12 protein-coding genes, 2 tRNA genes and 1 pseudogene are annotated in these 13,792 nt (G+C 36.2%); 11 read left to right on the top strand and 4 right to left on the bottom strand.

The window, feature by feature from the left end; all coding sequences use genetic code 11:
* Positions 1-21: 21 nt before the first annotated feature.
* A complete protein-coding gene (locus tag AAGD50_RS05210) occupies positions 22-873 on the bottom strand; it encodes an Rpn family recombination-promoting nuclease/putative transposase (RefSeq protein WP_096616857.1) in 852 nt (283 codons plus the stop codon).
* Between the two features lie 210 nt (positions 874-1,083).
* Between AAGD50_RS05210 and ppdK the strand changes: the two genes are divergently transcribed.
* Positions 1,084-3,810 carry a pyruvate, phosphate dikinase gene (gene ppdK / locus AAGD50_RS05205; RefSeq protein ID WP_264724245.1) on the top strand — a complete coding sequence of 909 codons (2,727 nt, stop codon included), beginning with the start codon at positions 1,084-1,086 and terminating at the stop codon, positions 3,808-3,810.
* A gap of 85 nt (positions 3,811-3,895) precedes the next feature.
* Here ppdK and AAGD50_RS05200 read toward each other — a convergent pair whose 3' ends face one another.
* Positions 3,896-4,924 carry a hypothetical protein gene (locus tag AAGD50_RS05200; protein ID WP_174516021.1) on the bottom strand — a complete coding sequence of 343 codons (1,029 nt, stop codon included), beginning with the start codon at positions 4,922-4,924 and terminating at the stop codon, positions 3,896-3,898.
* A gap of 128 nt (positions 4,925-5,052) precedes the next feature.
* Here AAGD50_RS05200 and glpX point away from each other — a divergent pair, with 128 nt between their 5' ends.
* Complete coding sequence (gene glpX, locus AAGD50_RS05195; protein ID WP_155969529.1) at positions 5,053-5,979, top strand: class II fructose-bisphosphatase; 927 nt, start codon at positions 5,053-5,055, stop codon at positions 5,977-5,979.
* A 105-nt stretch (positions 5,980-6,084) separates the two neighbouring features.
* Here the strand turns inward: glpX and AAGD50_RS05190 are convergent.
* Positions 6,085-6,847, bottom strand: a pseudogene (locus tag AAGD50_RS05190) (IS5 family transposase).
* A gap of 47 nt (positions 6,848-6,894) precedes the next feature.
* On the opposite strand from AAGD50_RS05190, the gene AAGD50_RS05185 reads away from it, so the two are divergent.
* Positions 6,895-7,980, top strand: coding sequence for a hypothetical protein (locus AAGD50_RS05185; protein WP_264724039.1), 1,086 nt, complete (start codon positions 6,895-6,897; stop codon positions 7,978-7,980).
* A 420-nt stretch (positions 7,981-8,400) separates the two neighbouring features.
* Here AAGD50_RS05185 and AAGD50_RS05180 read toward each other — a convergent pair whose 3' ends face one another.
* A complete protein-coding gene (locus tag AAGD50_RS05180) occupies positions 8,401-8,895 on the bottom strand; it encodes a hypothetical protein (RefSeq protein ID WP_341810021.1) in 495 nt (164 codons plus the stop codon).
* A 205-nt stretch (positions 8,896-9,100) separates the two neighbouring features.
* On the opposite strand from AAGD50_RS05180, the gene carA reads away from it, so the two are divergent.
* The 8 genes from carA to AAGD50_RS05140 all read left to right on the top strand — a co-directional run bounded on the left by carA (position 9,101) and on the right by AAGD50_RS05140 (position 13,791).
* The gene (gene carA / locus AAGD50_RS05175; RefSeq protein ID WP_010962760.1) at positions 9,101-10,300 is read left to right on the top strand and encodes a glutamine-hydrolyzing carbamoyl-phosphate synthase small subunit; all 1,200 of its coding nucleotides are present in this window, start codon (positions 9,101-9,103) and stop codon (positions 10,298-10,300) included.
* A 114-nt stretch (positions 10,301-10,414) separates the two neighbouring features.
* Positions 10,415-10,497 (top strand) — tRNA-Tyr (locus AAGD50_RS05170).
* A 4-nt stretch (positions 10,498-10,501) separates the two neighbouring features.
* Positions 10,502-10,572: transfer RNA gene (locus tag AAGD50_RS05165), tRNA-Gly, on the top strand.
* Positions 10,573-10,650: 78 nt separating this feature from the next.
* Positions 10,651-11,823 (top strand): elongation factor Tu, encoded by a 1,173-nt coding sequence (gene tuf / locus AAGD50_RS05160; protein WP_265041119.1) that lies wholly within the window; start codon positions 10,651-10,653, stop codon positions 11,821-11,823.
* Positions 11,824-11,837: 14 nt separating this feature from the next.
* Positions 11,838-12,158: a 30S ribosomal protein S10 gene (gene rpsJ, locus AAGD50_RS05155; RefSeq protein WP_012673184.1), complete on the top strand. Its 321-nt coding sequence runs from the start codon at positions 11,838-11,840 to the stop codon at positions 12,156-12,158.
* Positions 12,159-12,167: 9 nt separating this feature from the next.
* Positions 12,168-12,890 carry a 50S ribosomal protein L3 gene (gene rplC, locus AAGD50_RS05150; RefSeq protein ID WP_264724040.1) on the top strand — a complete coding sequence of 241 codons (723 nt, stop codon included), beginning with the start codon at positions 12,168-12,170 and terminating at the stop codon, positions 12,888-12,890.
* A 2-nt stretch (positions 12,891-12,892) separates the two neighbouring features.
* Complete coding sequence (rplD, locus tag AAGD50_RS05145) at positions 12,893-13,507, top strand: 50S ribosomal protein L4 (protein ID WP_012673183.1); 615 nt, start codon at positions 12,893-12,895, stop codon at positions 13,505-13,507.
* Entirely contained in the window at positions 13,504-13,791 is a 288-nt protein-coding gene (locus AAGD50_RS05140) for a 50S ribosomal protein L23 (protein WP_015589144.1), read from the top strand. The genes rplD and AAGD50_RS05140 overlap by 4 nt, the downstream gene beginning before the upstream one ends.
* Position 13,792: the final 1 nt, after the last annotated feature.

The following is a 13,792-nucleotide window of genomic DNA, read 5'->3' as shown; positions in this document are numbered from 1 at the left end:
TGTAACCGTTTGCGGGTCCACTTAATTCTGCAATTCTTTGATCTCACTCATGGAGAGGCCAGTAAACTTAACAATAGTGGTGACATCAACATTATTAGCTAGCATTGTTTTTGCAACTTCAATTTTTCCTTCCTTTTTAGCATCATCAAGTTTTTGTTCAAGAACAGCCCGTTCATCACGAATACGTTTTATTTCCTGTTCGTAGGCAATAAATTCTTTCTCTGACCAGTTGAATCTATTTAGTTCTTCATATGCCTTTTTAATTATTACATCACTACCTATTATCTTTTCCAATTCTTCTTCGCTAGTTTCATCTGCATATTTAAAATAATAGATCCATTTTTCAACTATACTCTCCAATTGGTCTTCTTTAGTTTTAGGAAATTTTGGTAACTCAATAAATGTAAAATAAAAATCTTTTAAATCATGTTCATAGCTATCTTTGTCTAACATTACATGATCTGACTTATACTCAGATTTATTAGGAAAGAGAATACAATCAGCAATAGCTATAAAAATGATTTCTTTAAGATCCTGATATTGATCACCTTTATCAGCTTGCCTTGAATAAGCTTTAGCAGCGTAATATTGAGCGCGTTTTTCAAAGCCTTTAGTTTTGGCAACTTGCATTTCGACTATTACTTGCACCCCATTTTCATCCCTGCAAAGAACATCAACGATACTTTGTTTTTTAGAGGCAATTTCAGCATCTTGAATAGTGCTGAGGAATTCTATTTCTTTTATTTCATCTTTGCCAGTGAACCCCAAAATATCATTGAGAAAGTGAATGAGGATGTCTTTATTTTTTTCAGTACCAAAAATACGCCGGAACGCAACATCATTCTTGGGGTCGAGAAATTTAGAAAGAGCCATAAAAAAATTTTTAAATGTATCTTTATATTATATATTCTTATTGATAATAATTCAATAATTTGTCATCTTTTTTGTTAACTTTACTGATGTTGCCAGAAGGAACGTTGTTGCCAAATTTTGTAAAATTTATTATCCTAAGGTTTCAAGTTCTCACAGGTTTATTGGAGCTATATGTACAATGTGTTTATCAGTGAAAATCCGGAGAAAATGATGGGGGAAAAGTTAATACATTACTTTAGCCAGGGTAAATGCGAAGGCAATGCAGAAATGAAAAATCTGCTGGGAGGAAAGGGGGCAAATTTAGCAGAAATGTGCAATGTTGGCATTCCTGTTCCACCTGGTTTCACAATTTCCACCTCTGCTTGCAAAGTCTATTATCAAGACAATAGATCTTCTGTTATCCAAGTAGCTGACTACTCGGATCCAGAAAAAAATGTGGTCACGCACTGGAATGACATATGTAGTGGAATTAAAAACTACATGACGATGCTCGAAAATGACATCGGTTGTAAATTTGGGGATTTAAATAATCCCTTATTAGTTTCAATACGCTCTGGTAGTGTTAGTTCAATGCCGGGCATGCTTGATACTATTTTAAATGTTGGTCTAAATGATGAAACCGTTGTTGGGCTTGCAAAAAAAAGTGGCGAACGTTTTGCTTACGATAGCTACTGCCGTTTCATCATGATGTACTCCAATGTTGTACTACAGCTTGATCATCACCTATTTCAAGATGTTGTTGATAATAAGCAGCAAAAGAGTGGAGCAAAAAGCTTAGCTGATCTTGATGTTGATGTTTTAAAAGAAATTGTTAACAATTTCAAAAGGATAGTACATGAAAAAATAGGAAAACATTTTCCGCAGAACGTTGAAAAGCAATTGCTCAGCTCAGTGAATGCAGTATTTGCTTCTTGGAAAAATGATAGGGCTGTTTCCTATAGAAAAATACATAATATTCCTGAAAACCTTGGAACAGCGGTCAACGTGCAAGCAATGGTTTTTGGTAATTTAAATGATAATTCTGCAACTGGTGTGATATTTACACGAAATCCTTCAACTGGAGAAAAAAAATACTTTGGTGAATTTCTGATTAATGCTCAGGGTGAGGATGTGGTTTCTGGTGTTTATACTCCTATGCCAATTGACGGAGAGCAAAAAAACACCATGGAGAAGTTGCTGCCAAGTGTCTACCGAGAATTATGTGTGGTATGTGAAAAACTTGAAAGGCATTATAAAGACATGCAGGATATCGAATTTACTGTACAGGACGGTAAATTATGGATTTTGCAGACTAGGTCTGGCAAGCGCACGGCTGAAGCTGCTATTCGCATAATAGTTGATATGGTAAACGAAGGAACGATTACAAAAGAAGAAGGAATATTGAGAATTGATCCAAAAACCTTTGACAATTTATTGCATCCAGTTCTTGACGTTGAGAGTGACCAAAAAGTAATAGGGAAGGGGCTACCTGCTTCTCCAGGTGTTGCTTCTGGATATGTAGTGTTTAGTGCAAGTGATGCTGAAAAAGCTGCAGAGCAGGGTAAAAAAGTGATTTTAGTAAGGTCAGAAACGAGTCCTGAAGATATTAATGGAATGAATGCTGCAAGCGGCATAGTAACAGCACGGGGAGGGATGACCTCGCATGCTGCTGTTGTAACCCGTGGAATGGGTAAGCCATGCATTTGCAGTGTAAGTGGACTTTATATCGATAAAGATGGAATTTTCTTTTCTGTAGGGGATACAAAAGTAAATAAAGGTGAACCAATTACCATCAACGGAGGAACAGGGGAGGTTATGCTTGGCATTCTTCCTACAATTTCGCCTGAATTATCGCAAGAATTCAAAACGATAATCAACTGGATAGATGAAATCAAAACGATCAAAGTGAGAGCGAACGCTGATACTCCAAAAGATGCAAAAATTGCAAAAGAATTCGGTGCAGAAGGTATAGGCTTATGTCGCACAGAACATATGTTTTTCGCTAGTGATAGAATCGAATTCATTCAAAAATTGATAATAGCTGACGATGAAAATGAAAGGGCAAATGCGCTCATTAAACTAGAAGAAATGCAAAAGTCTGATTTCAAAGAAATATTTTCTATTATGGAGGGCAAGGAAGTCACTATACGGTTGCTTGATCCACCTTTGCATGAATTTTTACCCAATGATCAGTCTACTATAGAAAAAATTGCCAAATCACTTAGTAAGTCAGTTGAGTCAGTAAAAAATAAAATAGCACAGTTATCAGAAAAGAACCCAATGCTTGGCCATCGAGGTTGTAGACTTGCTATTTCTCATCCTGAAATATATAGCATGCAGATTAGGGCAATACTTAGTGCTGCAAGTGAATTAAAGAAAGAAAAGAAGATAGAAGTGGAACCTGAAATCATGATTCCTTTTATCATGAGTGAGAAAGAGTTTGTTCTGATATGCGAGCTAGCAAAGAAAGAATCCTCTGTCATCTCACAGATGCAGATTCCAGCGTCACGCGCTGGAATGACATCAGACAAGGCGTACTCAATTGGAACGATGATAGAACTACCAAGAGCAGCACTGATTGCTGATAAGTTAGCAAAACATGCAGAGTTTTTTAGTTTTGGCACTAATGATTTAACGCAAACAACCATGGGACTTTCAAGAGATGATTCAGTTAATTTCCTCGATTCTTATAAGGAAAGCAACATATTTGACAATGATCCATTTGAAGTGCTGGACATCGAAGGGGTAGGGGAGTTAATCAAGATAGCCATTGAAAGAGGCAAAAAAACCCGAAAAGAAATAAAACTGGGTATATGTGGAGAGCATGGAGCAGATCCAAAATCTATAGAGTTTCTCATCGAATCAGGGGTAGATTATGTTTCATGCTCACCCTATAGAGTACCGGTTGCAAAGTTAGTGGCAGCACAGTTTAGTGTTAGATCTAAATTTGCTAGGTAAGTATAGTGGCAGTGTTGGCTACTCATATGGTTTGAGCCCACCAGAGGGTGTCATTCCAGCGCGTGACGCTGGAATCTAGTTTTTATTATGACCTTCTGGATCCCAGTGTCTGGGCACTGGGATGACATCCTGTTACACGTTCAACTTCATTCTCTCTCATCTCCCTATAACTTGGTAATGTAGAATTTTTTACATGCAACCCGGTATATATTGCAATCAAAGCAGCTATGACACTGCAAACTACTGCACCAGCTACAAATGGAACCATCACAGCAGCAGTAATGAATAATCCTGTAATAACAACTCCAACAACATCTTTTGTCAATGAGGTGTAAAAATCCTTTTTGCTCTCTTTATATTTAGTTTCTTGTTCATTTGGCATAGAAAATTGAGAATTTGTGAAGACATTTTTATTATTATCACAATCTGATATAGTAGTTTTGCCGGTATTTGTTTCTATTGTTAATACAGGCGTTTCATTTTCGTTACTATGACCTGGCTGATCATTAACACTACTTGACACAGGTTGGTTAGCATTTGCTTCTGTTACTATAGGAGGTGCTGGTACTATATTTTCTTCTACATTGGATGTTTCTGGTGTAATAAAATTTAATAGTATCTGAGTAATTTCTTCAACTTGTGTAGTTTGTTCTTTATCCATGGCCACCTTTAAAGCCTTTTGCATGTTTTCATCATTTACATGACCTAACAATAATTTAACTCCCTGGACATACTTTTGAGTAACAGCACAGAGCAAAGCGTTAAATTTTTCTTCTTCATTAAACTTACCACTATCCAGGAGTATTCTTACAACATCAGCTTGCTTAGTCGTTATAGCTTCGCTCAATCCAGCTTTTACATGTTTGAATTGACCAGTATTGCCTTCAGTTTTCAACTCTGTGAGTAATTTAATAATGTGTAGAAATATAGCACGATCATTGGTGTTGTCTGTAATATTAGGTCCCTTTGAATTAACAATATGCCCAAGTAAAGTATAATGATATTTATTTGTTTTTTTTATGTTTATCCTATTTTCTTTGAGCTTCTCACTAAACTCCTCAGCAGTTATATTAGGATTGTTAGTTACAATTTCCTTTATCTTTTCATAAGTCATGTCAAATTTTACCACTATTACTATCTAATTTATTATAGCAACTTTCCCAAAACCAGTCAAGGCATATTGCAGTTTCAAGCAGCATGATATATCATGATACATATTGAATATAGTTCTTAAAGCAAATGATGGAAGATTTAGCCTATAAATTAGTTAAAGTGACCGAAGCTGCAGCACTTGCTGCATATAAACTAGCAGGCTTCGGCGATGAAAAAAAGGCTGATCAGGTTGCAGTTGATGCAATGCGTACAGTATTAAATTCAATGGAAATAAATGGTACTATCGTAATTGGTGAAGGTGAGAGAGATGAAGCGCCGATGCTATATATTGGCGAGAAGGTTGGCACTGGAAATGGTCCTGAAATCGACATTGCCGTTGACCCACTTGAGGGCACTACGATTTGTGCTCATTACAAACCAGGGGCAATGTCTGTTCTTGCTGCAACGAAAAAAGGTAATTTTTTACATGCACCTGATGTTTATATGGAAAAAATAGCGGTAGGAAAAAATCTTCCAGAGGGTGTAGTCTCACTAAAAAATAGCATTGAAAAGAATCTAGACAATTTAGCCAAGGCAAAAAAGTGCAAAGTGAATGATCTCGTGGTAACTGTACTTAAACGTGAAAGGCATAGTGAATTAATAGAGAAAATCAGGAAATTAGGAGCAAAAATTAAACTAATAGATGATGGTGATGTTGCGGCCATAGTTTCACTAGTAAATGGCAATCATGATATGTATATCGGTATAGGAGGAGCACCAGAGGGAGTGCTTGCGGCTGCAGCGCTAAGCTCTATCGACGGACAGATGGAGGGAAGATTAGTACTTGATACGGATCAGTTAAGAGAAAGAGCAAAAAATTTAAATATTGATGACCCAGAAAAAGTCTACGCCGTAAAAGATATGGCAAGAGGTGAATCAGTGTTCATTGCAACTGGAGTAACAAGCGGAGAACTTGTGGATGGAGTTAAATTGAATCATAATACCTATTCAACTAATTCTTTAATAATTCTGCCTAATAGGCTGATAAAGCTGCAAACAATGCAGAACTTATGTTAGCTTTTTTAGTTTCTAATTTTAGCTTTACAACATTTAGCATTAAGATATAATCAAGTTTACTTATAACAATAGAGGTGTGAAATGTTTTCTAGGCAGTGTCGACATTTATTTTAACCAAAGATAAATGCCAGCAATGTGAACAAAAGACAGAAAAGCTATGGCCAATTTGTCGTAGCGTGTAGCAACTCTGCGGAAGTGCTTGATTTTGTTGAACATCCTTTCGATTAAGTTTCTCTCTTTATACAATTCTTTGTCATATTCTCTTGGTGTTTTTCTGTTGGAACGCGGTGGGATTACTGGCTCAGCATTTACAGCTTCTGCAGCCTCAATCATATAATTTGCGTCATACCCTTTATCGGCAATAAGTGCCTCCATGTTCTTGCCTTCTATCAGGTCTAAAGCTTTTACGTAATCCGATCTTTGCCCTGCAGTAACAAAGAATCTCAGTGGGTTGCCCAAAGCATCACAAGCAGCGTGTAATTTGCTTGAAAATCCTCCTTTGCACCGTCCCAGCTCTTGTTCTTGTCTACCAGTTTCCACATTTTTTTCTTGCACCAGCAGCATGTTGATGTGCCCTGATTATTGTTGAGTCTATCATGAGCCACTCTGTGTCTCCATTAACAGCTAATGTGTTGAAAATCATCTGCCAAACACCAGATTTTGCCCACCTTATAAAACGTTTATGTACACTTGACCATTTTCCATACTCAGCCGGCAATGCTCTCCATGTTGCTCCTGTTCTACCTATCCACATTATTGCAGCTACGAATCTCCTGTTATCTTTTGCGCTTCTTCCTCTATCTCCTTCCTTACCTGGCAGACTGTTTTTTATTCTCTCCCATTGCTCATCTTTTAAATCATATAGCATTCTCTTTACCTATTAATAAAGAGTACTCTATATCACTATTTTTTTTTATGTCGACAAGACCTAGTATTATAAATCTATTTAATGGTTTGTACAAAAATTCGAGTACCAAGGAAAGTGAAGAAAAGTTGACTCTTCTATCTCCTCAAGCAAATCTTCAATTCGATGAGACTCAGGTACAAAGTGTGCTCTCAGATTTTGAGGAATTGGAGTTTAAGGATAATAAGTGTGAAGATTCTTCTGATTTCGTAAATTATAATAACGGTTGGCCGGCAGATCCATTTGACAAGATAGCAAATTATTATCGAGAGGATGATATTTTCCTTTTCAATTATGTGGTATTGAGTAAGCGAAAAGAAATAATGGGTATATTGGATAAGAAGCTTACTTCTAAAGATCAGGAGGAGTTAAAAGAAAATTTTAAAAAGAGGTTGGGTAGATATCTTATTCGAATTGGTGAAGGAATGAGCGATGGACAAGAATTTCTAAAAACTGGTAGTGCAATTGCTTTCTTTGATGGGTGTTATGTGCCATGTCCATATGCAAACCGTCTTCTTAATCATTATGACCATCTTAATATCAACATTACTAAACCTGAACAAAGTTTAGAAACCAGTCGTCTTTTCACTGAAAAAACTAAAAGAATGGAAGAAGAGAAAAGCGAGGTAAAAAGAGCAAAAATATACAGCAATGGTGAAAGAATAGTAACAATTGAGAAGAATGAGAAACAACAGAGGAACTACTCCTTTACAAAATTTGCAATATGTGACATCGAAATTAGTTGGGGTGCAAAAGATGAATCTGGAAAAGACCTTAACTGTACTGTTGTTCTAAATATAAATTTAGGTCAAGTTAGTATTAAAAAATCAACTATTGACGGTAAAGATGTTGAACCAAAGAAAATTTTAGAGTTAGCTAAGCAAAACGAGGCTGTGCTTATAAAAGGTAAAGCTTTACATGAAGTTTTAGCAGCACATTTCATTAAGCAAACACCATGTGAGGAAAAGAAGGATATGCAATCGCACGAGAATATCGTTGTACCTGGTTCCGGTGCACCTCGCTCTATTAATGAGGAAATAACTGTAGAGCATCCGTTCGGGAAAGCGGCAAATAAAGATAATCATAGAGAAATGTGAGTTTACAACAAATGGTGCCATGAAAGTAGCTGATACATAACTGTACGAACGTTTGTTTGCGAAGAAATGTTATAGCAGGTTTTGCCTCAAACACAAAGGTGTCATTCCAGTGCTTGACACTGGAATCCAGCCCTTTTACGCAGTCCCATTAAAAACGTTGTATTTTAACGTAGGATTAGCTACTTTTATACTCACCAATTTAATCTCTAATCAAAATTCCTGGATCCCAGTGTCTGGGCACTGGGATGACATCCTCCCTAGTGGATTCAAATCACAATATTCGTATAGTAAGCACTGACCACTTTTGCTTCAATATTTGCGATGCCCCTGAACAGATACAATTATTCTATTATCAGGAGGATGCCATTAATCGCTTTATATAATGCTACTTGTAACACTTATGCCCTGAACGGAGACAGTTTAGGCTGTTATGCCTGGCGGCTTTGTTGGAATAAGTTTTTCAACACTGCTAACAATAAAATTGATTGTATCGTCAGCTAGCTTATCGAATTTATCATTTATCTCTTTTCCTATTTCTTGATTTTTAACATATTCGTGTAGAGCTAAAGCAGTTATAGCTGCACATGCTGCAATTAAGCCAGTTTGTGCTATAATGAATAGTGATAATCCTCCTACGAATATAGATGTTAATCCAATAGCCAGGTTTATAATTTTACTTTGTGTTGTTTGTTGCGTCGCTTGGCTTTGATCTGCCTGTTTATCCTCTAAAGCATTCGATATTGTTTTTAAGGCAACTTTTATCGCTATTGCTGCAACTGAAACCATAATTAGCCCTATAGCTATTTTTGCTAAAAGAAGAATCGACGGTAGCATCATTACAAATAATAGCGCGCCAATTCCTCCAGCTAACCACTTCTCATTTATTTTTTTTGATTGATTTGTACCAGTGTTCATTATTACCCTCCACTTTACTTATGATTTACCTATATCTAATACGAAATATGAAGGTAGTCAACTATATATTTTATATGAAAGATTGTATTAAAAGTTTTTCATGTTATTTTTTGCTGCTTCGTGGTTAAATTTGGAATTTTAGAAAGAGTTACGTATTATTTGAAATTCTTGTATACTGTTTTGAATCAGTTAAATAGATAATGAAGTGCAGGACGCAGTTTTAATTTTACAAGATGGCAAGTGCTTTTGGGGAAAATCAGTAGGTAAAAAAGGCAAGTGCATAGGCGAGGTTTGTTTTACCACTGGTATGACCGGTTATCAGCATACTATAACTGATCCTTCTTTTGCCGATCAAATTATAACGTTCACTTTTCCTCATATTGGTAACATTGGAATAAACCATAAAGATAATGAAGGAAAGAAAATTTTTGCAAGTGGTGTGGTTATGCGTGAACTTTCTTCTATGTCCCACCCTTCTTCATATATCAGTTTAAATGATTGGTTAGAGAAAAATAACGTGATTGGGATATCAGGAGTTGATACTAGAGCTTTAACAAGACATTTGAGAGAACATGGATCTCAAAATGGAATGATATGCTCATCGAGTAAGGCGCATGCATTAGACAAATTGAAGGAATACAAACCTGTAAATGGGATAGAAATAACTAATAAGGTTAGTTTAAATAACAGTTTTGAAAATAATAGACTAGCGGAGCACTTTGTCATCCAAGTAGCTGACTACTCGGATCCAGCAAAAAATATATGGATTCCAGTGTCACGCACTGGAATGACATCAGATAGAGCTATTGACCTTAATGCAAAATATAGGATTGTAATCGTTGATTTTGGCGTAAAAATCAGTATAGTTTCACGCTTAATAGAACTTGGTTGTACAGTTGAATTAATCAGACCAAGCACAGGTTTTGCTCAAAAAGTGTTGAGTATGAATCCAGATGGTATAGTGCTTTCAAATGGTCCTGGTGATCCGCAAGAAATAGGAGAAAGTGTAGTTTCAGAAATAGACATTATTATAAAATCTAAAATACCAATTTTTGGCATATGCATGGGCCATCAATTACTTGCGATTACTTTGGGGGCAAAGACCATCAAGATGGATATAGGTCACCGAGGGAGTAACCATCCAGTTTATGATGTAATTAGTGGAAAAGTTGAGATCACTAGCCAAAATCATGGTTTTGTTGTTGATTCAGCTTCTCTTCCAAGTAATGTTGAAATTACTCACATTTCTCTATTTGATAATAGTGTAGAGGGAATAATGATGAAGGATTACCTAGTCTTTTCTGTGCAATATCATCCAGAAGAAGCGCCAGGTACGCATGATTCGCATTATTTGTTTAGGCGTTTTATTGGCAATATTGTGTTATATAAAATGAAATCTGCATGATTTTAATCAGGGTAGGTTTTATTGCTTGATTTTTTAATTTTAGGCGTTTAGTATTAAATACAATAAGAGCTTAAGTTAAGATGCTAAAATAGTATTCTCTTAACAAATTTTTGCGGAGGAGTGACCGAGTGGTTAAAGGTAACAGACTGTAAATCTGTCCGCGTGAGCGTACGTAGGTTCGAATCCTACCTCCTCCATTGTGCGGGTATAGCTCAATGGTAGAGCTCTAGCCTTCCAAGCTAGTGACGTGGGTTCGATTCCCACTATCCGCTCTTTTTTTTGTTGTATTTTTATAAAATCAACATATTATTTATTGATGTATTTGTATTTTAGGTAGAAAAATTTAAATTATGACAGCAATAGTGGAAGCATTTGGAAAGCCGCATGTAAATGTGGGAACAATAGGACATGTGGATCATGGGAAGACGACGTTAACAGCGGCGATAACGAAGCATTATGGAAATTTTGTAGCGTACGATCAGATAGATAAAGCGCCAGAAGAAAGGAAGAGGGGGATAACGATAGCAACAGCGCATGTTGAGTATCAGACGGGAAAAAGGCATTATGCACACGTTGATTGTCCTGGACACGCTGACTATGTAAAGAACATGATAGTAGGTGCAGCACAGATGGATGCGGCGATATTGGTAGTGTCGGGGGTTGATGGGCCAATGCCACAAACGAGAGAGCATATATTGCTGGCGAAGCAGGTAGGTGTTGGATATATCGTGGTGTATATAAATAAAGCTGATGTTGCTGATGCTGATATGATAGATTTAGTAGAAATGGAAGTGAGGGAATTACTGAGTAAATACGGATTTCCAGGGGATGAAGTGCCTGTGGTGGTTGGTTCAGCGCTCAAGGCGCTGGAGGATGACAGCAGCGAATATGGAAAGAAATCAATAGACAAATTGATGGAAAAGTTAGATGAATATGTAGCGGTTCCACCAAGGCCTGTGGATTTACCATTTTTATTGCCAATCGAAGATGTATTTTCGATATCGGGGCGAGGAACAGTGGTAACAGGAAGAATAGAGAAGGGAGAGATAAAGACGGGAGAAGAGATAGAGATAATAGGTCTGAAAGCGACGCAAAAGACGATATGCACAGGTGTAGAAATGTTTAAGAAGTTGCTGGATAAGGGAAGTGCAGGACTCAATGTAGGAATATTGTTAAGAGGAACAAAAAGAGAAGAAGTAGAGAGAGGGCAAGTATTGGCAAAACCGGGGACGATAACGCCGCATAGAAAGTTTAAGGCGGAGGTTTATATATTAAAGAAAGAGGAAGGAGGAAGGCATACACCATTTTTTGCGAATTACCAGCCACAGTTTTATTTAAGGACAACGGATGTAACTGGGAGCATAAAATTGCTAGATGGGAAGGAGATGGTAATGCCAGGAGATAATGTGAGTGTAGAAGTAGAATTGCAAGTACCGATAGCAATGGATAAGGGATTGCGTTTTGCGATAAGAGAAGGCGGTAGAACTGTTGGTTCTGGTGTTGTTTCTGAAATTTTGGAGTGAGTGTAGTAACTAAGATGAAGCAAGATATATATATTAACATTAAGGCTTTCGATTGTTCTTTATTGGAGGAGTGTGTTCGAAAATTTGTTGATGAATTAAAGCGGTCCAGTGCAAAATTATCTGGTCCGATTGCGTTGCCAAGGAAAGATTCTAAATTTATTGTTAATAGATCTCCTCACGTTGATAAAAAATCTCGTGAACAGTTTGAAATGAGAACTTCTAGGCGTTTGATTGTTTTACATGATCTTACTCCTACTATGATGCAGATGCTTACAGGTTTATCTTTTTCTGCTGGCGTAGAAGTGGATTTAAAAGTCAAGGAAGTTAAGGTTTAGGAGAAGGAAATGAAGAGAATAAATTCGCTGAGGAGAATTGGTTTACTAATGATGAATATTGGTCATACTGCTATGTATTCTGACAATAGTCGCATGGCTGTAACTTTATTGCATCTCAGCAAAACTTATATTATTGATATAAAAGGACAAGATAAATGTGGCTATAATTCAGTCATTTTAGGCACAGGAGATTTTAAAAATATAGCAAAACCTCAGTTGGAATATTTAAAGAAAAAGGGTATAAATAATAAATGTAAGTTATACGAAAGTAGATTAAATGACCTGTCGGGAATAGAATGTGGTAAAAAAGTGGGAATCAATCATTTTGTGGTTGGTCAATATCTTGATATTACGGGTTATTCTATAGGTAAAGGATTTGCTGGTGTGATGAAGCGGCATAATTTCAGTGGGCTTAGGGCATCTCATGGTGTTTCTATTGCTCACAGATCACAAGGTTCCACTGGCCAATGTCAGGATCCTGGTAGAGTATTCAAAGGAAAGAAAATGGCTGGTCATTTAGGTAACAGCAGGATAACTGCACAAAATATGAAGATATTATCCATTGATCATGAAAATAGTATAATTGCTGTGAAGGGTAATAATGTTCCTGGGTTTAAAAATTCCTATGTTTTTGTAAGAGATGCAGTTAAAAAATCTTTACATAAAGATGTTCTTTTTCCGGTAGGTTTACTGTTAGATGTAAATGATGATGCTAGTAATTTGGTAAGTTAGTTATGGAATGTAATTTAGTTAATCTATCTAATGATAATGTAGGTACTGCTCAGCTCAATCCTTTGATATTTTCTGCTAAGCAAAAATTGAGTATTTTGCATGATATAGTGAGATGGCAATTAGCGAAGAGAAGAGCTGGTACTCATAAAACAAAAGGTATTAGTGATGTCTCTGGTACAACAGCTAAACCTTATGGTCAAAAACGTACCGGTAGGGCAAGACAAGGGAGCTTGCGATCTCCTCAATTTAGAGGTGGTGGGATTATTTTCGGCCCTGTTGTGAGGAGTCATACTTATTCTCTTAATAAGAAGGTACGCAAATTTGGTTTAAAAATTGCTTTATCTCTAAAGTATTTAAATAATCAAGTAATTATTCTGGATAATTTAAATATTGATGTGAAGAAAACGTCTGAAATGTGTAAATGTATTAAAAATTTTAAATTTTCTTCCTTTTTGATAGTTGGTGATTATGGAGATGATTTGTTGCGTGCGGCTAAAAACTTGCACTATGTAGACTTAATCAAACCTATTGGGTTAAATGTTTTTGATATATTGAATCACGAATGCGTGATGTTGACAAAGGATACTTTAAAGCATCTTGAAGGTAGATTGTTATGATCAAATATAATAATATAATAAAATCTCCTATAATTACAGAAAAGGCCTCTTTTTTGAGGGAGAAGTTTAATAAATATTCTTTGTATGTTTTTGTAAATGTAAATAAGCGTCAAATAAAGTTGGCAATAGAGTCTCTATTTGATGTTAAAATTTCTTCTATAAATGTTGTTAGAATTAAGCCTAAATATAGGCGTTTTAGGGGTGTGATTGGTTGTGAAAAACAGAAAAAGAAAGTTTATTTTTCTTTGATGGATGGTCAAAAATTAGATATAATGAGCGTTTAGT

The organism is Wolbachia endosymbiont (group A) of Apotomis capreana, from assembly GCF_964027025.1.
Taxonomy (GTDB): domain Bacteria; phylum Pseudomonadota; class Alphaproteobacteria; order Rickettsiales; family Anaplasmataceae; genus Wolbachia; species Wolbachia pipientis.
Note: the sequence above shows the minus strand (reverse complement) of the source record. Positions and strands in the feature narration are given on the sequence as shown.